Genomic DNA, 19,328 nt, shown 5'->3' with positions numbered 1-19,328 from the left:
ATGTCGGCTATTTGAATTCTCCCTTGTGGAGGCACTCGTCGACCGCGGTCCGCAATGCCTTCTGTTCCGCGTCGTCGATGGTCAGGCCGTACTTTACCTTGATCCGAATATAACGCTGGACATATTCACAGCGGAACACGCCGGGTGGCAGGTAATTCGCGGCATCCTGATCACCTTTCGACCGGTTCGCCGACGGATCCGAGGCGACGAGATTGATGGCATCGTTGGCAATATTGCGGCGCGTGCCGATATCGCCGGACTGGGCTCCCGAACGCCACGCCTCGGCCAGCGGAACGATATGTTCGGCGTCGACTCCGGCCGAATCGGTGATCCATTTGTAAGGCTTGAGTTTTCCGGTCTTGGCGTCGAGCACACCGTAGCGATCACGCCAGCCGCCGTCCTTGCCGATGGTGAGTTTGCAGGTGGCGGCGTCGAGAGTCACCGACCCGGTGGCGTCGCGCAGCATCATCACATCGCGGGTGGTGCATTTGGCGTACTGGGCGTACTGGTCACCGAATCCGTGCTCCGGGGTGTTCTGATCCCAGTGCGGAAACTTCTCCCGGCTGTATCCGGTCATCGGCGCTTCCTGCGCCACCACCAATTTCGCGAGCAGATCGTTGACGTCTTTTCCGGAAAAGGTTGCCGCGGCGGCGGAATCGGGTTTGGGATCGGTGGTGGCACTCTTGTCGCCGAGAAAGCTGTAGCCGACCGCCACGACGACGGCGAGTACCACGGGCGCGAGCACCGCGACCAGCCGCCGCAGGCCGCTCGAGGATGTTTTCATCACCGCGCCCCGATCGCATCGGCGCATACCGGCCGCGGGCAGCCGAATATGTTGGTATCGAATGCGATCCGGGCAAACATCCGGATCGCGGGGAACTTGTCTGCTTGTCGGCCGCGTTCGTGCCGCTCACCATATGTACTTCTCATCGCGAATACAGAGTGTCAACCGGCACCGGCAAACCGCAAGTGCACCAGCCGGTTCCATTGCCGGAAAATGACGAGACCCGTCCCGGCGGATGCCGCGACGGGTCTCGACGGAGCGTGCGTCAGCTGTTGAGCTTGTTCAGCCGCTCGCACGACTCGAGGTACTCCTCCATCAGCCGCTGCATGACATCGGAGGTGCGCTCGATCTTGTTCATCAGGCCGACGACCTGGCCGACGGGGTTGAAGTTGACATCCTTGGCGGCCTCCGGATACCGGTGACCACGTTTGACGCCGTCGAGAGCCACCATCATCTGCAGCGGCATACCCAGCGGATCGGGGGTGTCGGACTGCTCCCAGGCTTCGGTCCAGTCGTTGCGCAGCATGCGGGCCGGCTTACCGGTCCACGCCCGCGAGCGCACGGTGTCGTGGCTGGAGGCATCGATGTAGCTCTGCATCTGCGCGGGCGGCACATTGGCCTCCTCGACGGTGAGCCAGATCGAACCGGTCCAGGCGCCCGCGGCACCCATCGCCATGGCGGCCGCGACCTGGCGGCCGTTGCCGATGCCACCAGCCGCGAGCACCGGCAGATCGCCGACCGCGTCGATCACCTGCGGCCACAGCACCAGCGAGGAGATCTCACCGCAGTGACCGCCACCCTCGGTGCCCTGGCACACCACGAAATCCAGGCCGGCGCGCTTGTGGTTCATGGCGTGCTTGACCGAACCGCACAGCGCGCCGATCAACCGGCCCGAATCCTGAACCTTCTTGATGACATCGTCGGGCGGGGTGCCGAGCGCGTTGGCGACCAGCTTCGCCTTCGGGTGCTTCAGGATCACGTCGACCTGCGGCCCGGCGGTGGTGGCGGTCCAGCCCAGCAGCTGCTCGTGGTGCTCGCCCTCGGGCAGCTTCGGGACGCCGTGGTCGGCGAGGATCTTCTCCGCGAAATCACGGTGCCCCTGCGGAACCAGCTTGGCCAGTTCGGCTTCCAGCTGAGCCGGGCTCAGATCGTCGATGCCCTTGCCCTCGTACTTGGACGGGATCACGAGGTCGACGCCGTACACGCCGTGGACGTGCTCGTCGAGCCAGGCCAGCTCGACCTCGAGCTCCTCGGCGGTGAAACCGACCGCGCCCAGGACGCCGAGACCGCCGGCGTTGCTCACCGCGGCGGCGACGTCGCGGCAGTGGGTGAAAGCGAAGATGGGGACATCGATGCCCAGTCGTTCGCAGATCTCGGTATGCATGGCGGGGTGACTCCTCTGGTCTTCCGGCGCTGGCACTTCAACACAACAGCCACAACACTAGAACACGTTTCATATTCAGACTAGTGAGACCTCGATCGAGAATCGATAGGAGACCCGAAAACATGCTTCGATTGGGCGCGATGAGGGGGCTCCGACCTGCGTTGGAAACGCGTCCGGCACCTTTTTCGGTAAGACAACATGTTCTAGTTGACCGGCGCTTCCCGAAGGGGGTACGCGCGGCCGATCGCGGTCAGTTGTCGTGGGCCCGCGCGAGAAAATCCCGGCGATCGACGACGGTGCGGCGCACGGTGCCGTCGGCCACGAGCACCTCGCCGACACGGACCACGACGCGGAAGGTGAGCCGTGCACCGTCGACCTCGACCAGCCGGGCGCAGACGGTGAGAATCGTGCCGGGCACGCTGGGCCGGCGATGTCGCACCGACACCTCGGTCCCCACCGAGGTGCGCCCGCTGGGGAGCGCGTCCCCGATCGCGCGCATCGTGGCCTCCTCGGCAAGGGCGACGATGCGCGGGGTGGCCAGTACGTCCACATCACCGCTACCGAGGACCGATGCGGTGTCCGCCGCGGTCACCTCGATGCCGAATTCCGCCTCGAGACCGGGCTGCAGCTTCACACCGCTACGGTAACGCCGCGCCGCGCACGGGGCCGGGGATGTTGCCCCGGAGCGTGTCGTCGGACTCCTGCGACGCGAGGGCACGGGTTGTTCGGCGCCGACCCGGGGCAACCGGCATCGGCTGCGGTTGCGCATCGACTGCAACGACGGAGGCCGGCCGCCCCCGATATGCCCGGGCGGGCCGTCGTTGTCATCCGCCGGTTTCGGGGCAAGAATCGAATACGGGCACGAACTTCGGACATCTCCACCGCGTCACCACAGCGACCTCGGAATCGTCGAAGGGATACGTCATGGCCGTCAACACACGCGCCGATCGGGCCGACGAGCCCGAGTTCCACCCCTATGACCATCCCGCGGCGGGATGGGGTGCCGCCGAGAGTGTCACGCGATTCCTGCTGCGCGAGGGCGAGCCGATCGCCGGACCGCACGCCATCATGAAGATGAACCACGAGAACGGCGGATTCGACTGCCCCGGATGCGCGTGGCCCGACGACCGCAAGGGCTTGCGCCTCGACATCTGTGAGAACGGCATCAAACACGTGGCATGGGAGATGACCCACAAGCGGGTCGACCGCGACTTCTTCGCCGCGCATACGGTGAGCGAACTGTCCGGGTGGAGCGATTTCGATCTCGAGGATCAGGGCCGGCTCACCGAACCGATGAGCTACGACCCCGGCACCGACCACTACGTGCCGATCGGCTGGGCCGAGGCCTTCGAACTGATCGGGCACACCCTGCGTGAACTCGACGATCCCGGCGCTGCCGCCTATTACACCTCCGGCCGCCTCGGAAACGAGGCGACGTTCCTCTACCAGCTGATGGCCCGCGAACTGGGTACCAACAATCTGCCCGACTGCTCGAACATGTGTCACGAGGCGAGCGGCCGGGCATTGCAGGCGGCGCTGGGCACCGGCAAGGGAACCGTCGATCTGGTGGATTGGGAAGCCACCGACGCGCTGTTCATCTTCGGCGTCAACGCCGCCTCCAACGCACCGCGCATGCTGACCTCACTGGTGGAGGCACACCGCCGCGGCGCGCAGATCGTGCACGTCAATCCTTTGGTCGAGGCGGCTGCCCGCCGCGCCATCATCCCGCACGACTTCACCCGGATGGCGACCTTCCACGCCACCGCGACCAGCTCGCTGAATCTGCAGCCGCACATCGGCGGTGATATGGCACTGGTCCGCGGTATCGCGAAAGCCGTGCTGGAGGAGGCGGAATCGAATCCCAAGGCGGTCGACGCCGAATTCATCGCCCGCCACACCGCCGGTTTCGAGGACTACCGCACGGTCTGCACGAACACCGAGTGGGGCGAGATCGAACAGCAGTCGGGCGTGAGCGAGGCCGATATCCGGAGGGCCGCCCGGATCTACTGCGATGCCGACCGCAGCATCATCAGCTGGTGTCTCGGCGTGACCCAGCACGAGCACGGTGTCGACACGGTGCGCGAGATCGTGAATCTGCTGCTGTTGCGGGGCAATCTGGGCCGGGAGGGGGCCGGCCCGTCACCGGTGCGCGGCCACAGCAATGTGCAGGGCAACCGGACCTGCGGAATCGACCACCGTCCGGCGCCGGAATTCCTCGACCGGCTCGCGCGCGTGTGCGATATCGATCCGCCCCGCGCGCACGGGCTCGACACCGTCGGCACCATCGACGCCATGCACGCGGGCACCGTGCGGGTCTTTCTCGGCATGGGCGGTAATTTCGCGCTCGCCGCACCCGATACCGGCTACACCTTCGAGGCACTGCGCACCTGCGATCTCACCGTGCAGGTCAGCACCAAACTCAATCGCAGCCATCTGGTGCACGGCCGCCGCGCGGTGATCCTGCCGTGTCTGGGGCGCACCGAGCGCGACGAGCAGCGCAGCGGTCTGCAGCAGTGTTCGGTGGAGGATTCGATGAGTATGGTGCACCTGTCCAAGGGGATGAAGAAACCCGCCTCCCGGCATCTGCTGTCCGAACCCGCGATCATCGCCGGAGTCGCTCGCGCCGCACTGCCGCACAGCACCACCCCCTGGGAGCGCTACGTCGAGGACTACGACCGCATCCGCGACACCATGGCACAGGTGCTCGACGGTTTCGAGGACTTCAATCGCCGTGTGCGCCTGCCGCTGGGTTTCCGAATCCGCCAGCCCGCGAGGGAATTGGTCTTCCGCACACCGTCGGGCCGCGCCGAGTTCTCCGCCGCGCCGCTGCCCGTGATCGACCGGGAGCCGGGAACGCTCACCCTGGCGACCATGCGTTCGCACGATCAGTGGAACACCACCATCTATTCCGACGACGACCGCTACCGCGGGGTGCGCAATCTGCGGACGCTGATCTTCATGAACGCCGGCGATATGCGCGAACGCGGCCTGTCGCAGTTCGATCGGGTCGACATCACCAGTATCGCCCGCGACGGCAGCACCCGTTCGGTGCGCGACTACACGGTGATTCCGTACGACATCCCGCCCGGCTGCGCCGCCGGGTACATGCCGGAACTGAATGTGCTGTGCGCGATCGGCGACGTCAGCACGCAGAGCGACCAACCGATCATGAAGAATCTGAAGGTCACCGTCCGGCGCCACGACTGAACGGCACCGTCAGGGCCGCGGCGGACGATGGGCGGCGGCGGCCGAAACATCTTCCCGCGCAATCTCATCGCGCATGGTCAGGTATCGGTCGAGTTGTGCGGCGCCGGCGAGCAGATTCCGGCTGCGGACGGTGAGGCGCTGCTGCCACGATTCGAGGAAGACACCGAGGGCCTCCGCGCCGCCGGCGGCGCGCAGCGACTCGAGGAACTGCGCGACCTGCCGTAATCGGTACCCGCCGCGCCGCAGTTGTCGCGCGATTTCGGCGTCGCGCACACCGTCGGGTCCGTAGTGGCGGTAACCGGTCACCCGATCACGGTCCGGGCGCAGGATGCCGGCGGTCTCCCACGTGCGCAGGGTGGCCGGATGCAGACAGAGTCGGCGCGCCAACTCCCCCACTGTGAGCGGACGCCCGCGCAGCGGTGCGGGCGCGGTCGCCGACAGACCGGCGAGCGCGGTGGCCACCTCGGTCCGGGTCCCGCGCTCGGCGCGCAACGCGACATGCGCGACATCGATGAGCCGGTAGGCGGATTCGTTGTCGCCCTCGTTCACCGCGCGCATGATCTCGACCGCCTGCCCGTGCCCGTGCCCGGTGCGCAGAGCCAGGAACGACCGCAGGGCCTGGGCGTGCAGGGGGGTGTAGCGGCGATGACCCGACGTGCTGCGCTCGGTCGGCGGCAGGGCGCCCGCATCGTCGTAATTGCGGATCGCCTGGGCCGACAATCCGTGTTCGCGCGCGAGATCGATAGGTCGCAGGTTGCACCCCCGTTTGATGTTTTCGACAAATAACCCGAGGAATTCTCGCAGAAGTTTCACCCGGTTCTTCAACGATAGCGTCGAGGGTGACTGCTTCGGAAAGGGTGTTCCATGTCCATTGCCACCACACCGCGTGCCATCGGCCGGCAGCTCGACGATGCGCCGGGCCTCGCCCGCACCGTCGACGAGTTGCTCATGACGCGCGGCGAACCACCTGTGCTGTTCGGACTCGGTGAGCCGACCCACGGAATCGCGGCATTCCCCGTGCTGCGCAACGAACTTCTCGCCCACCTGGCCGGTCGTGGGTACCGGTCGATCGTGCTGGAGACCGACTTGTTCGCCGCCTCCGCCGTCGACGACTATGTGCGCGGTGCGGCGGCCGATATCGATACCGTGCTCGCGACCGGATTCAGCCACGGTTTCGGCGCCGTGCCCGGCAACCGCGAACTCGTCGAGTGGCTGCGCGCCTACAACGCCGAGCTCGCCCCGCCGGACCGGGTACGCTTCCACGGCTTCGACGCACCGTTGGAGTTCGGCTCCGCACCGAGTCCGCGCCGGGCCCTGTACGCGGTCGCCGACTACCTCCCGACGCCGATGCGCCCGGATTCGGTTGCCACCCTCGACACCCTGCTCGGCGAGGACGCGCGGTGGTCGGACGAAGCGGCGATGTTCGACGCGGCCGTCTCGATCGGCGCGTCCGAGCGCGCCCGCGCTCTGCGGGTCGTGGCCGACGACCTGGCGGGCGCACTGCGCCGTGCGGCACCGGCCCTGCGGCCCGCCGACCCCGGCCGCTACTACCAGGTCGCGGCGCACGCGCGCACCGCACAGGGTTTGCTGCGCTATCACGCCGCCATGGCCGATCCCGCGCCCGAGCGGATCGCGACCCTGCAGAGCCTGCGTTCGGTGATGATGGCCGACAATCTGCTCGCGATCGTGGCCCGCGAACAGCAGCGCGGCCCCTGCCTGGCCTTCGCGCACAACGAACACCTGCGCCGCACCCGACCCGCCGCATCGGACGAACAGCCCGTGAACTGGTGCGGTGCGGGAGAATTGATGGACTTCGAGTTGGGTGAGCGCTACCTGTTCGTGGCGACCGACGCCGCCCCGGACCCCGATCCGGGCACCCTGCAGGCCGTGCTGTCGGAAGCGAGCACCCGCCGCACCCTGTTCCCGGCATCCGCGCTGCGCGCCGCACTCCCGCCGGCTCTCGAGGCCGGAGAACCCATTGTCCCGGGCCACATCCCGCTCGGCCCGGCGGATACGGCAGGCGCCGACGCGATCGTCTTCATCAACGACACCGACGGAAAACGGTTCCAGTACTGGTAACCACGAGCGGTTCGGGCAGGACGAAACTGCCGGCCCGCACCTGCGGTCCACCACTGGGGCGAGGAGGACGACGCCGGCGGAGTGATCGCGTATGCCGGCGCAAGAGTGTCGGACACCGGGCACTCGGTAGGGCCGACCCCGTGGCAGCCCCTCAGCCCGATCCTGCGCCGACCGCGACGAGGTTCTGCGGTCAGCGCGAACGCGCCGGATGGTGTGCCGCGAAATCGATTGTGGTCCATGCCATGGCGATAGCGCCATCGACAACGGCCCGATCGGCCGCCGGGCCGACGCACGCGTCGGCGAACTCGGGCTGGTGGTTGACCGCGGGATGACAGTTCAGGCCGAGCATGGGATGAATGGTCGGTACCACGTGCGATACGTTGCCCATATCGGTCGCTGCTCCTGTCAATCCGTCCGGCAGATCGGGAAAGCTGCGGCCGAGCGCTTCTGCGTTGGCGCGGTATCGGGCGAGCAGAGTGGCGTCGGGGCGCAGGTCCGCGTAGTCCGGGCCGTTGGGCGTGATCGACATGGTGCATCCGGTGGCCAGCGCCCCGGCCTCGAAGCAGCGTTTCACGCGCGCGGTGAGCGTGGCGAGCGCCGCCGCGGTATCGGAGCGCACGATCCAGCGTCCGGACGCGGTGTCAGGGATGACGTTGACGGCGGTTCCGGCGTCGGTGACGATGCCCTGAATTCGGTCGGCTCCCCGAGTCTGTTGCCGCAGTTGGCCGATCGCCACCTGCGCGATGAGCATCGCGTCGGCAGCGTTGATTCCCAGTTCGGGATAGGCCCCGGCATGAGCGGGCTTGCCGGTGTAGGCAACTTCGAACTGGGACACGGCGGTACCCGGCATCGCCGTCATCTCGACGGCTGCGGGGTGAACCATCATCGCCGCGTCGAGCCCGTCGAAGGCGCCGCGTTCGAGCATGAGGATCTTCCCGCCGCCGCCCTCCTCGGCAGGGGTGCCGAGCAGGGTGACGGTCAACCCCAACTCGTCGGCGCACTCGGCGAGGCCGAGCGCGGCACCGACGCCGGCCGCGGCGATGATGTTGTGACCGCATGCGTGACCGATTTCGGGGAGGGCGTCGTACTCGGCGCAGATTCCGACATGCACCGGACCCGATCCGATCGTGGCACGTACCGCCGTGGGCAGGCCGTAGCAGCCGTGCTGCACCTCGAAACCCCCGCCGCGGAGCTCGTCGGCGACCCACTCACTGGCCCGGTGTTCTTCGAATCCCACTTCCGGGTTCGCATGGATACGGTGAGACAACTCCAGAATCGTCCGTTCGTATCGTCGAATCCTCTGCTCGACAGCAGCTTTCGCGTCGGTGCCCGGGTCGGTCATGAGAGTGCGGGCGCAGCTGCGGGAGCCATGTGAATGGTCGCGGGACGGGTGGCGGCGTCATATGCCGCTCGGGCGCCGGTCGCCCCCATACCGCTGTCGCCCGCGGGCTCGTAGAGCCGTTCCGGGCCACCGCCCTGCCACTGGTTGATCCACGTCACTCCGGCAGGGATGGCGGCGGCCGCGGCGGCGTGCTCGGCGCTGCGCGTGTAGACGGTGGCCCCGAGAGCGAAGCGGGACGAACTTGCCCGCTCGAGTGCCTCCTCGAACGAGGAGACGACAACGACCGGCGCGATCGGGCCGAATGTTTCCTCGGTCATCACGAGCATGGAATCGTCGACATCGGTGAGGACGGTAGCCGGGTAGAAGAACCCCTTTCGCTCCGGGATCTCGCCACCGATGCGAACGCGGGCCCCGCGTTCGATGGCATCGGTCACATGCCGATGGACGATGTCGCGCTGGCGTGCGTCGACCAGCGGCCCCAGCACGGTGCCGGCGTCGTGCCCGTCACCGAGGGCATAGGTGGACGCTGCGTCGACCAGGGCATCGACGAACGCTTCGGCGATGTCCCGGTGGACGTAGATGCGTTCCATGGAGGTGCAGATCTGCCCGGTGTTGACGAACGCGCCGAACGCCACCGCGGCGGCGGTCGCGACCGGATCCACATCGGCGTCGACGACGACGGGGTCCTTGCCGCCGAGTTCGAGGATCGACCGGCACAATCGTCCACCGGTGCCGGCGCCGATGCGGCGGCCCGCCTCGACCGACCCCGTGAAGTGCACCAGCCGGATCCGATCGTGCTCGACCAGCGGGGCTCCCGCCCTGGCGTCACCGAGGACGAGGTTGACCACGCCCGCGGGCAACGGCGACAACTCGAACAGCCGGGCGATGGACAGCGGTGATCGTTCGGACGGCTTGACCACGACGGTGTTGCCCGAGGCGAGCAGTGGCCCGAGTGCACCCAGCACCATCGGCACCGGGAAGTTCCACGGGGTGATCACGGCGGTTGCGCCCAGCGGGTGCCGCAGGATCGTCGTCGCGCCGCCGTCCGCGCCGGGGAGGGTTTCGGAGAACGGATAGGTCAGGGCTTCTTCGGCCGCGGCCCGGAACCCCTGGACACCGCCGTCGATGAACGTTCTGCCGAGCGCGACCGGTTTCCCCATTTCCTGACATTCGAGCGCCGCGAGTTCCTCGGCATGCGCGGCGATCTCGGCGGCCCACCGGGTCAGGTATTCCACACGTTTCGCGACCGGCAGCTCCGCCCACCCGGGCTGCGCCGCCACGGCCGCGTCGACGGCGCGGTCGACATCGTCGGGCGACCCGCCGGGGTAGCGTGCGATCACCTCTTCGGTAGCCGGGTTCACCAGATCGTGCGTCGACGCGCTCCGGGAGTTCTCCCATTTTCCGCCGATCGAGTTCTGCAAGGTCTTCATGTGAAAGCTTCTGCCTTCCTTGTGATTCGAGTTCAGCGGATACGGTCGGCCATGAGCTCGCCGACCATGATCGCGGTCAGGTTGGTGTTGGCTCGCGGGACGGACGGGAAGATCGAGGCGTCGACGACCCGCAACCCGTCGGTGCCCAGGACCCGGCAGGACGGGTCGACCACGGTGTCCGCGTTCGCGGTGGCACCCATTCGACATGTGCTGGTGGCGTGCTGAACATCGCTCACGGTCGCCAGCAAGTGGTCATCGAGCTCACTGTCACTGCCCAGCACCGCGAACAGGGCCTTGTTCTCGGCCTCGAGCGACCCATGGGTGATGGCGGCGACCGCCGGGTCGCCTGCGAGTTCGACCAGGTCGCGTATTCCGTCGCGCAAACGGGACAAGTCCCGCTCGTCGGAGAGCATCCGGGTGTGGAGCTGAGGTTGATCGGCCGGATCGGCCGAGGTGAGCGTCAACTCGCCGCGGGAGTAGGCCTGATTCACCCAGACGCCGAACGCACCTGCCAGCGCGCGCATATCCGGGTTGGCCATGGCCACGACGTTCTGATTCTGCGATACGAACATCATGTCGCCGACGGGAGCGCCGGGATTGCTGGTGTAGCGGACGCAGACGTTGGTGTGCCGGTCGTCCGGGCTCTGGATCCCCGCCTCGTCGATCAGTGGAATCGACACCACCGCCATCGGATGGTCCTGCAGACCGCGTCCGACCGGAAGATCTTGGCGCACATCGATTCCCAGCGAACGCAGCTGGCCGGACGGACCGATTCCGGACCGCAGGAGAATTGCCGGGGAGTGTACCGCGCCCGCGCTCAACACCACCTCGTCGGCGTGCTCGGTCACCACGGTGCCGTCGGCGATGATCCGGACGCCGATCGCGCGGTCTCCGGCGAAGATCACCCGGTCGACCAAGGCGTCGCCGCGGATCGTCAAGGTCGGGCGATCGCGAGCGGCCTCGAGGTAGGCGTCGTTGACCGACACTCGCCGGCCGGCCCGCGAGTTGATCGGATAGGGCGAGACCCCCATCGCGTGGGGTGCGTTGACGTCCGCGGCCCACGCATGACCGGCCGTCAGGGCGGCCCCGCACAGTGCGTGGTCGACGGACCCCCAGTCCTGTTGCGGCATGCGGTGAATCGGAGTCGGGCCTCCGCGACCGTGATAGGGCTCGGCACCGAATTCCTCATCGTCCTCGAGCTTGGCGAAGTACGGCAGGACGTCGTCGGGACCCCACCCCGCACAACCCCAACCGACCCAATCGTCGAAATCCTCCACCGGGGGGCGAATCGCGATCTGCCCATTGATCGACGAGCTGCCGCCGACTCCCCGGCCACGCCAGTAGGGCGCTGCCGCCTGCTTCTCGGTCCGCGCCGCGTCGAGCCCGGTCCACACCAGATTTTCGATCGCTGTCGGGTCGAGCAACGCCCTGATCGGGTTGGGTGAGCGCCATGCCGGGTGCATGTGCGCCGAGCGATAGTCCGGTCCCGCCTCGAGCAGCAGCACCCGCTTGCCTTTTTCCGCGGAACGGACCGCGAGCGCGGCCCCTGCCGAACCAGCACCTACCACGATGACGTCCCAGGCTGTCTCGGTCACTGCAAACCTCCGTAAACAGTTGTGCGAATGAGGTCTCCGGGAGAGCCGGGTTCCTGCCGAGTATGATTCCGAACACAAAGTGTTCAGTCAAGAGTGAATATTCAATTTATTCTGATCGAATTGGAGATGGTGATGTCGGCACAGGTCGGCGACAGCGACAAGATTTCCCTCATCGAGGACTTCGGTGTGCGTATCGGTGGTGCGATGGGCTGGCCTCCCATGGCCGGCCGTGCCGCAGGCGTGCTGATGCTCAGCGATACCCCGATGACCCTGACGCAACTGCAGCAAGCCCTCGATGCGAGCAAGGGTTCGGTGTCGGAGACAACCCGGTTGCTCGTCACCACCGGCACTGTCGAGCGATTCAAAGAGCCCGGCAGTCGCCAGTTCGTGTTCCGGTGGCGCGACGACGCCTGGATCGGATGCCTGCAGCACCAGCTCGAGCAGACCGCCGAATTGCTGGAGCTGGCGCAGACCGCCCGGACACGCGGCAGCACCCTCGCGCCCGGACAACGTGCCCGCTTCCACGCCATGCACGACTACTACAGCTTCATGGTCGGCCGGCTCGAAGCGCTGCTCGCCGAATACACGGCACAGGTCGACGCGGCCCGGCGGTGAGGGATCGGCCGGTGGCGATCACACGCGATGTGGACGTCGTCAGGGACATCATCGGGGCGCCGTCGCCGCGCCGGCCCGAACAGAGGTTTCGACCCGACGACGCGCGAGGAGTCGCGCGGCCGCGTCGGTGGTGGTGTTCTCGGCGTCACTGATCGTGAAAACCTCGGTGAGGGTGTCGCCGATACGCCGGGTGTGTTCTCGGACAGTGTCTTCGTTCCACCCGAGCACTTCGTGCCCTACCAGATGGAAGGCGCCGCCGGCGTTCGCGACGAAGTCGGGGGCATAGAGGATGCCGCGCTCACGGAGAATCGCTCCCGCCGTGTCGTCGGCGAGAATGTTGTTGGCGGCGCCGACAACCGCTGAGGTGGGAAGCATTGCGGCAGTGACGCTGTCGATGATCCCGCCCATCGCGCAGGGAGCGAAGACATCACAGGCGGTGCTGAGGACCTCGTCCGCGCCGATGACGGTGTGCCCCGACGCACGTGCCCACGCCAGGCGGTCCGAATCGGTGTCTGCCACCAGAAGCCGCGCACCGGCGGCAGACGCCAGTGTGGCGAGCCCACCGCCGACCGCACCGAGCCCCTGGATGAGCACGGTCAGTCCGTCGAGTGCGCCGAGCCCGCGATGGCGTGCGGTCGCCCGCATGGCCTCGAATACACCGAGAGCGGTGTTGTGGGCGCTCGATCCCGCACCACCACGTTCGAGGGAACGGCCGAACACATAGTCGGTGGTCTCGTTGAGAACGTCCATGTCGGCGGAATTGGTGTTGACGTCGGGGCCGGTCCAGTAGTTTCCTCGCAACTTGTCGATATTCTCCGCGTGCAGGGTGAGGATCCGATTCCAGGTGGGCGGGTCGATGTCACTGCGTCTCGCCGGCAGTGCGATCACCGATTTCCCGCCGCCCATCGGCAGGTTGCTCACAGCCATTTTCAAGGTCATGGCACCGGCGAGCTTGCCCGCGTCGGCGAGGGCGTCGGCGAACGACGGGTAGTGGGCCGCGCGAGTGCCGCCGGCGGCGGGGCCGAGCCGGGTCGAGTCGAGTCGGATGACAAACGATGCACCGGTCTCCCGGTCGTGCCGAGTGACGGTCAATTCCCCGTCCCACAGCAGGGCGTCGTTCACGGTCATGGTGATTCCTTTCGGAAGTGTTGTCGGCATGGACAATTCAGCGCATCCCGAATCCGGGAAGGCCGACCATCGGTCAGCTGTGGGCGTGCAGGGGTGTGCCCGACAGTGACAACATCGCCTCACCGAACGCCTCGTTCTGGGTGGGATGAGCGTGGATGAACGGAGCGATATCCGAGGGCAGGGCTTCCCAGGCGACGGCCAGCTGGGCCTCGCCGATCAGTTCGCCGACGCGGTCTCCGACCATGTGCACACCCACCACCGGGCCCGTGTCGCCGGCCCGCACCACCTTGACCCCGCCGCCGGTCTTCAGGATCTGGCTTTTGCCGTTGCCCGCGAGGTCGTAGACCGCGGTGGTGACATCGAGGTACCGGTCCCGGGCAGCTTCCTCGGTGAATCCGACGGACGCGACCTCGGGGTGCGAGTAGGTCACACGCGGAACAAGCTGTTCCGCAACAGGAACCGGAGCGAGTCCGGCGACTTCCTCGGCCACGAAGATGCCCTGCTGGAAGCCTCGGTGCGCCAGCTGGAGCCCTGCAACGACATCCCCGACGGCGTACACCCCGTCCACGGTGGTGCGCAGGCGCTCGTCGGTGACGATGAAGCCGCGGTCGAGGCACAGGCCGTGGTCGGCGAAGCCGCTGTCGGCTGTGCGAGGCCCGCGGCCGACGGCGACCAGCACGATATCGGCCCGGATGCGGTCGCCGTCCTCGAGTTCGACGACGACATCTTCGGCGCTCTCCTCGGCCGACCGCACCTTCACACCCGTGCGGATGGTGATGCCGCGCTTGCGGAACGCGCGCTCGAGCTGTTTCGAGCACCACGGATCTTCCGCGGGCACCAGGCGAGGCAGAGCCTCCACGACAGTGACCTGTGTACCGAACGACGCCCAGACGCTGGCGAATTCGACACCGATCACACCCCCTCCCAGAACGATGGCCGTCTTCGGAACGACGTCGAGATTCAGTGCGCCCTCGCTCGTGAGGATCCGCTTCCCGAGTTCGATACCACCGACGGTGCGGGCGTAGGACCCGGTGGCCAGCACGACGGAGGTACCGGTGTAGCGAGTGCCGTCGACATCGATCGTCTTGTCCGAGACATAGGTGCCGTGCCCCGTCACCAGCCTGATCCGATGATGGGCGGCCAAGCCCCGCAGCCCTTTGTACAGGCGGGTGACGGTGCCGTCCTTGTATTTGTGGACGGCGTCGAGATCGATGCCCTCGAACGTGGCCCGTACACCGAAGGCCGGCCCGGCGCGGGTGGTGTCGGCGACCTCGGCGGCGTGTAGCAGAGCCTTGGTGGGAATACAGCCGCGGTGCAAGCAGGTGCCACCGATCTTGTCCGCTTCGATCAGGGTGACCGACAACCCGAGCTGCGCGGCGCGAAAGCCACAGGCGTAGCCGCCGGATCCCGCCCCGAGGATCAGGACGTCACTGTGCGTGCCGGTCATCTACAGCCTCCCCAGTACGGTGATCGGGTTCTCGATGTAGTCACCGAACAGCCGGAGGAATCCGCCGGCGGTGCCACCGTCGCAGACCCGGTGGTCGAAGCTCAGCGAGATCTGGGCAATCTTGCGGATCGTCAGTTCTCCGTCGACGACCCAGGGCCGGTCGATGATGCGGCCGACGCCGAGGATCGCGGCCTCGGGATGGTTGATGATCGGCGTGGATCCGTCGACGCCGAAGACCCCGTAGTTGTTGAGGGTGAAGGTGCCGCCGGTCAGCCGGACGGGCGGAAGCTTGCCGTCGCGGGCCAATACGGTGGTCTCCCGTAATTGTCGTGCGAGCTCGGCGGTGGAGCAGGAATCGGCGTGTTCGATCACCGGGACGACCAGACCGCGCGGGGTTTGGGCGGCGATCCCGAGGTGGACGTGTCCGAACCGGACGATCTCGTTCTGTTCGTCGTCGACAGTGGAGTTGAGGTCCGGGTACTGCGCCAGCGCGGCGATCGTCAACCGGGCCAGCAGGGCCATCAGGGTGATCTTCTCCCCGTCGGGCAGCGCCGCATCGATCGCGCGACGGGCGGCGACCAGAGCGGTGGCATCCACGTCCACCCAGGTGGTGGCATCCGGAATCTCACGGCGACTGGTCGAGAGCTTGTCGGCCACCGCCTTGCGGAGACCCTTGATCGGAATCCGCAGCTCGCGGGGCTCCCCGCGCCGGTCGTCGGTCTCCACATGTTCGGTCCCCGGTGCGGTCCGGGCTCGTTCGACATCGGCACGGCTGATGATTCCGCCGGGTCCGGTGCCCAGTAACGCTGACAGGTCGAGGTTGTGTTCTCGCGCCAGTGCGCGCACCACCGGCGATATCACCCGAGGAGCGGACGGTGTGGACAGCATTCCGGGGGACGCGGGCACGCTCGGTGCAGCCTCGTCGCCGGACGCGCCGCGCCGCGCCCGGCGGCGCCGGGGGCGGGTCTCCTCGCTGGTTCCGTAGCCGATGAGGACGTTGCCGGATCCGGCGCGTTCCTCTGCCCGGTACTGCTCGTACGCGCGAGGAGTGGAAGCGTCGGCGGTGACGGTGGTGGACACGGCACCGCTGACAGTGATCAGCGGGGTACCGACCTTCAGCGTCGCGCCTTCGTCGCCGTGCAGACAGATCACCGTGCCCTCGAACGGAATCGGCACCTCGACGGCGGCTTTGGCCGTTTCGACCTCGACGACCACCTGGTCGACGGTGACGGCATCACCGACCCGCACCTTCCATTCGGCGATGTCCGCCTCGGTGAGCCCCTCACCGAGATCGGGAAGCAGGAAGACCTGGTCGCTCATGCGGTCACCGCCCACCGGGTGTCGGCGGACTCGTTCCACTGCAGTCGATCGACACTGTCGAGGACGCGGTCGACGCTCGGCAGGTGGAGGCGTTCGAGCTTCGGCGCCGGGTAGGGGATGTCGAATCCGCTGACGCGCAACACCGGTGCGTGCAACTGATGGAAGCACCGTTCCTGGACACGGGCGGCGATCTCGGCACCGACTCCGGCGAAACCCTGCGCCTCCTGAATGACGAGGCACCGACCGGTCTTTCGGACCGATGCCATGACCGTGTGGTCGTCGAAGGGCACGATCGAACGGAGGTCGATCACTTCGATGTCGCGTCCCTCCGCCATCGCGGCCTCGGCGGACTCGAGCGCAACGGTCACCGACGGTCCGTACGCGACGATGGTCGCGTCCCGGCCCGCACGCCGGATGGCGGCCTGTCCGATCGGCGCTCCCGCCGCCAATTCGACGTCGGCGCGGGAGAAGTACAGACGTTTGGGTTCCAGGAAGATCACCGGGTCCGGGTCGTCGATCGCCGCGCGCAGCAGGGCGTAGGCATCCTCGACCGTGGACGGGGCCACGACCTTCAGCCCGGGGGTGTGAGCGTAGTAGCCCTCGCTGGAGTCGCAGTGATGCTCGACCCCGCCGATGCCGCCCGCGAACGGGATCCGGATGACCATCGGCACCGACAGCGCCCCCTTGGTCCGATTCCGGATCTTCGCGACATGGGAGACGATCTGCTCGAACGCCGGGTACGCGAACGCGTCGAACTGCATTTCGACGACCGGCTTGAACCCGGCCATCGCCATGCCGATGGCGAAGCCGATGATGCCGGATTCGGCGAGCGGGGTGTCGAAGCACCGGCCCTCGCCGAAGTCGCGGGTGAGTCCGTCGGTGACGCGGAAGACTCCGCCGAGGGTGCCGACGTCCTCACCGAAGACGACGACGTTCTCGTCGGCGGTGAGAGCGTCGCGCAGTGCGCTGTTCAGGGCTTGGGCCATGGTGAGCACGGGCATGGTGTCAGTTCTCCTCGGATTCGGCGGCCAGTTCGGCTTCCACCTGCGCGTGCTGCTCCCGAAGTTGCGAGGTTTGCTCGGCGAAGACGTACCGGAAAAGGTCGGTCGGATCGGCGCCGCGGTCGACGTTCATGCCGGCGCGCAGGGCCGATGCGGCCGCTTCGGCCTCGGCGGTGACGGCGGCCGCGGCTGCGTCGTCGAGCACACCCTCACTGCGCAGGTACTTCTCCAGCCGGGCCAGTGGATCGCGCCCGAGCCACTGCTCGACCTCGACGGAATCGCGGTAGCGAGTGGCGTCGTCGGCGTTGGTGTGCGCCTCGATCCGGTACGTGTGAGCTTCGACGATGACCGGACCATTGCCGGCACGGACGAACCGGACGGCTTCGTCCATCACGGCGAGCATGGCGACCGGGTCGTTGCCGTCGACCTGCTCGCTACCGATTCCGTAGCCGACTCCCTTGTGCGCCAGCGTCGGCGCGGCGCTCTGCCGGGCCAGGGGCACACTGATCGCGAATCCGTTGTTCTGCACCAGAAATACGACCGGAGCCTTGAACACGGCCGCGAAGTTGAGGGCCTCATGGAAATCACCCTCACTGGTCGCGCCGTCGCCGCAGAACGCCAGCGCGACGGTGTCGTTGCCCCGGCGGTGTTCGCCGTAGGCCACACCCGTCGCATGCAGCAACTGGGTCGCCAGCGGGGTGCATTGGGGCGCGCTGCGATACCGGGCCGGGTCGTAGCCGCAATGCCAGTCGCCGGCGAGCATGCTGAGGATCTCCACCGGGTCGATCCCGCGTGCTGCCAGCGCCACCGAGTCGCGGTATGTCGGGAACATCCAGTCGGTGGGCCGCAGGCTCATCGCCGCCGCGACCTGGCACGCCTCCTGGCCTCGCGAGGATGGGTACACCGCCAGCCTGCCCTGTCTGGTCAAGGCCGTCGCCTGCTGATCGAATCGTCTGCCCAGCACCATGTTCCGGTGCATCTGCAGCAGGCGGTCGCCGCTGGGCCTCGGATACCGCGCCTCGCTTCCGGTCAGCTCGCCGGCCGCGTCGAGATATCGCACCGCGCGCTCGGCGGGCAGGAATTTCCGGTACTGCAGCGTGCCCAGGGGCTCCACCAACGTCACGTCCACCTCCAAGATGCAATCTGTTCACCAATGCTCGCAATTGGAGGACCAAACAACAACGAATGAACAATATTGAAGACGAATGGTCTAATATCGCGGTGAACGTGACAAAACGTCTCACGACTGCATCCGCGACCACAGCAGGAATGGACAGATGGCCACAGACACATCCGACGCCGAGGACCACGAACTCGACCAGATCGATCGAAGGATCATCCACGAGCTCGTCACCGACAGTCGCATCTCGATGCGCGCGCTGGCGGACAAGGCGCACATCTCCCGCGCACACACCTACGTCCGCATCGAACGGCTGCAGAAAGCCGGCATCATCGACAGCTACACCACCCGAATCGCGCACGAAAAGGCCGGACTGGGCTCCTCCGCCTTCATCGCCCTGTCGATCCGGCAGGACTCCTGGCGCGGGATCGCCACCCGGCTACGGACACTGCCCTTCGTCGAGCACTATTCCTTGCTGGGTGGTGATTTCGATGTGCTGGTACTCGTCCGGGCCCCGGACAACAACGCCCTGCGCCACGTCGTCCTCGAGCGACTACAGAGCCTCGAGGGTGTGCAATCGACCAGAACCTGGTTGATCTTCGAGGAGGCCAGCGGCCCCGGACCGGAATGGGTGTGACGATCGGGACTGCCCATCGAGCCTCGTAAACCATTGACCGACAGGGCGTTTACGAACTGGACGGGCGGGCCGGCCGTGCGGTCGGGTCCGCGCTTCTCGGCGACCACGCGCCGGATCCGTTGTGCTGAACACCGTCTGGCCACCAGAAGTGGTCCTCCCAGATGTGCAGGCCGTCTTTGGTTTCCGCGCATTCCATCGCCACGCCCGGGCCCATGACCTCCGACAGGCCGTAGATGTCG

At 67.1% G+C, this 19,328-nt stretch carries 17 protein-coding genes; 4 read left to right on the top strand and 13 right to left on the bottom strand.

The window, feature by feature from the left end; all coding sequences use genetic code 11:
- Window positions 1-7: 7 nt before the first annotated feature.
- From AB0L57_RS00085 to AB0L57_RS00075, 3 genes are all read right to left on the bottom strand, one after another.
- Window positions 8-784 carry an HNH endonuclease family protein gene (locus AB0L57_RS00085; protein ID WP_364954560.1) on the bottom strand — a complete coding sequence of 259 codons (777 nt, stop codon included), beginning with the start codon at window positions 782-784 and terminating at the stop codon, window positions 8-10.
- Between the two features lie 265 nt (window positions 785-1,049).
- The gene (locus AB0L57_RS00080) at window positions 1,050-2,168 is read right to left on the bottom strand and encodes a nitronate monooxygenase family protein (RefSeq protein WP_364954558.1); all 1,119 of its coding nucleotides are present in this window, start codon (window positions 2,166-2,168) and stop codon (window positions 1,050-1,052) included.
- 250 nt (window positions 2,169-2,418) lie between these two features.
- Window positions 2,419-2,802 (bottom strand): hotdog domain-containing protein, encoded by a 384-nt coding sequence (locus AB0L57_RS00075; RefSeq protein WP_364954555.1) that lies wholly within the window; start codon window positions 2,800-2,802, stop codon window positions 2,419-2,421.
- A gap of 290 nt (window positions 2,803-3,092) precedes the next feature.
- Between AB0L57_RS00075 and AB0L57_RS00070 the strand changes: the two genes are divergently transcribed.
- Entirely contained in the window at window positions 3,093-5,375 is a 2,283-nt protein-coding gene (locus AB0L57_RS00070; RefSeq protein WP_364954552.1) for an FdhF/YdeP family oxidoreductase, read from the top strand.
- Window positions 5,376-5,384: 9 nt separating this feature from the next.
- Here AB0L57_RS00070 and AB0L57_RS00065 read toward each other — a convergent pair whose 3' ends face one another.
- Window positions 5,385-6,128, bottom strand: a complete 744-nt coding sequence (locus tag AB0L57_RS00065; RefSeq protein WP_364957187.1) for a MerR family transcriptional regulator — start codon at window positions 6,126-6,128, stop codon at window positions 5,385-5,387.
- A gap of 111 nt (window positions 6,129-6,239) precedes the next feature.
- Here AB0L57_RS00065 and AB0L57_RS00060 point away from each other — a divergent pair, with 111 nt between their 5' ends.
- Window positions 6,240-7,454: an erythromycin esterase family protein gene (locus AB0L57_RS00060; protein WP_364954550.1), complete on the top strand. Its 1,215-nt coding sequence runs from the start codon at window positions 6,240-6,242 to the stop codon at window positions 7,452-7,454.
- A 190-nt stretch (window positions 7,455-7,644) separates the two neighbouring features.
- Here AB0L57_RS00060 and AB0L57_RS00055 read toward each other — a convergent pair whose 3' ends face one another.
- From AB0L57_RS00055 to AB0L57_RS00045, 3 genes are read right to left on the bottom strand one after another with little or no spacing between them, the layout of a single operon-like run.
- A complete protein-coding gene (locus AB0L57_RS00055; RefSeq protein ID WP_364954548.1) occupies window positions 7,645-8,796 on the bottom strand; it encodes a M20 family metallopeptidase in 1,152 nt (383 codons plus the stop codon).
- Window positions 8,793-10,226 carry an aldehyde dehydrogenase family protein gene (locus AB0L57_RS00050; RefSeq protein ID WP_364954545.1) on the bottom strand — a complete coding sequence of 478 codons (1,434 nt, stop codon included), beginning with the start codon at window positions 10,224-10,226 and terminating at the stop codon, window positions 8,793-8,795. Before AB0L57_RS00050 ends, AB0L57_RS00055 begins: the two co-directional genes overlap by 4 nt.
- Before the next feature lie 32 nt (window positions 10,227-10,258).
- On the bottom strand, window positions 10,259-11,821 hold the full coding sequence (locus AB0L57_RS00045) for a GMC family oxidoreductase (protein WP_364954542.1): 1,563 nt from the start codon (window positions 11,819-11,821) through the stop codon (window positions 10,259-10,261).
- A 93-nt stretch (window positions 11,822-11,914) separates the two neighbouring features.
- Between AB0L57_RS00045 and AB0L57_RS00040 the strand changes: the two genes are divergently transcribed.
- On the top strand, window positions 11,915-12,436 hold the full coding sequence (locus AB0L57_RS00040; protein WP_364954539.1) for a hypothetical protein: 522 nt from the start codon (window positions 11,915-11,917) through the stop codon (window positions 12,434-12,436).
- A gap of 48 nt (window positions 12,437-12,484) precedes the next feature.
- Here AB0L57_RS00040 and AB0L57_RS00035 read toward each other — a convergent pair whose 3' ends face one another.
- From AB0L57_RS00035 to pdhA, 5 genes are all read right to left on the bottom strand, one after another.
- The gene (locus AB0L57_RS00035; protein ID WP_364954536.1) at window positions 12,485-13,564 is read right to left on the bottom strand and encodes a Glu/Leu/Phe/Val dehydrogenase dimerization domain-containing protein; all 1,080 of its coding nucleotides are present in this window, start codon (window positions 13,562-13,564) and stop codon (window positions 12,485-12,487) included.
- Between the two features lie 73 nt (window positions 13,565-13,637).
- Window positions 13,638-15,011, bottom strand: a complete 1,374-nt coding sequence (lpdA, locus tag AB0L57_RS00030) for a dihydrolipoyl dehydrogenase (protein WP_364954534.1) — start codon at window positions 15,009-15,011, stop codon at window positions 13,638-13,640.
- Complete coding sequence (locus AB0L57_RS00025) at window positions 15,012-16,331, bottom strand: dihydrolipoamide acetyltransferase family protein (protein ID WP_364954531.1); 1,320 nt, start codon at window positions 16,329-16,331, stop codon at window positions 15,012-15,014.
- Window positions 16,328-17,332: an alpha-ketoacid dehydrogenase subunit beta gene (locus AB0L57_RS00020; RefSeq protein ID WP_364954529.1), complete on the bottom strand. Its 1,005-nt coding sequence runs from the start codon at window positions 17,330-17,332 to the stop codon at window positions 16,328-16,330. The genes AB0L57_RS00025 and AB0L57_RS00020 overlap by 4 nt, the downstream gene beginning before the upstream one ends.
- A 4-nt stretch (window positions 17,333-17,336) precedes the next feature.
- Entirely contained in the window at window positions 17,337-18,455 is a 1,119-nt protein-coding gene (pdhA, locus tag AB0L57_RS00015) for a pyruvate dehydrogenase (acetyl-transferring) E1 component subunit alpha (RefSeq protein WP_364954526.1), read from the bottom strand.
- Window positions 18,456-18,609: 154 nt separating this feature from the next.
- Between pdhA and AB0L57_RS00010 the strand changes: the two genes are divergently transcribed.
- Window positions 18,610-19,089, top strand: coding sequence for an Lrp/AsnC family transcriptional regulator (locus tag AB0L57_RS00010; RefSeq protein ID WP_364954523.1), 480 nt, complete (start codon window positions 18,610-18,612; stop codon window positions 19,087-19,089).
- Between the two features lie 49 nt (window positions 19,090-19,138).
- Here the strand turns inward: AB0L57_RS00010 and AB0L57_RS00005 are convergent.
- Window positions 19,139-19,328 (bottom strand): hypothetical protein (locus AB0L57_RS00005; protein ID WP_364957314.1); only part of this gene is annotated, 190 nt, incomplete at its 5' end.

It is taken from the genome of Nocardia sp. NPDC052254, from assembly GCF_040679495.1.
Classification (GTDB): domain Bacteria; phylum Actinomycetota; class Actinomycetes; order Mycobacteriales; family Mycobacteriaceae; genus Nocardia.
Note: the sequence above shows the minus strand (reverse complement) of the source record. Positions and strands in the feature narration are given on the sequence as shown.

Bases quoted from the DNA above. Each gene is read 5' to 3' on its own strand.
- AB0L57_RS00080 (WP_364954558.1), bottom strand. From the start codon at position 2,168: ATGCATACCGAGATCTGCGAACGACTGGGCATCGATGTCCCCATCTTC.
- AB0L57_RS00035 (WP_364954536.1), bottom strand. From the start codon at position 13,564: ATGACCGTGAACGACGCCCTGCTGTGGGACGGGGAATTGACCGTCACT.
- AB0L57_RS00055 (WP_364954548.1), bottom strand. From the start codon at position 8,796: ATGACCGACCCGGGCACCGACGCGAAAGCTGCTGTCGAGCAGAGGATT.
- AB0L57_RS00050 (WP_364954545.1), bottom strand. From the start codon at position 10,226: ATGAAGACCTTGCAGAACTCGATCGGCGGAAAATGGGAGAACTCCCGG.
- AB0L57_RS00070 (WP_364954552.1), top strand. From the start codon at position 3,093: ATGGCCGTCAACACACGCGCCGATCGGGCCGACGAGCCCGAGTTCCAC.
- AB0L57_RS00085 (WP_364954560.1), bottom strand. From the start codon at position 784: ATGAAAACATCCTCGAGCGGCCTGCGGCGGCTGGTCGCGGTGCTCGCG.
- AB0L57_RS00010 (WP_364954523.1), top strand. From the start codon at position 18,610: ATGGCCACAGACACATCCGACGCCGAGGACCACGAACTCGACCAGATC.
- lpdA (WP_364954534.1), bottom strand. From the start codon at position 15,011: ATGACCGGCACGCACAGTGACGTCCTGATCCTCGGGGCGGGATCCGGC.
- AB0L57_RS00025 (WP_364954531.1), bottom strand. From the start codon at position 16,331: ATGAGCGACCAGGTCTTCCTGCTTCCCGATCTCGGTGAGGGGCTCACC.
- AB0L57_RS00020 (WP_364954529.1), bottom strand. From the start codon at position 17,332: ATGCCCGTGCTCACCATGGCCCAAGCCCTGAACAGCGCACTGCGCGAC.
- AB0L57_RS00060 (WP_364954550.1), top strand. From the start codon at position 6,240: ATGTCCATTGCCACCACACCGCGTGCCATCGGCCGGCAGCTCGACGAT.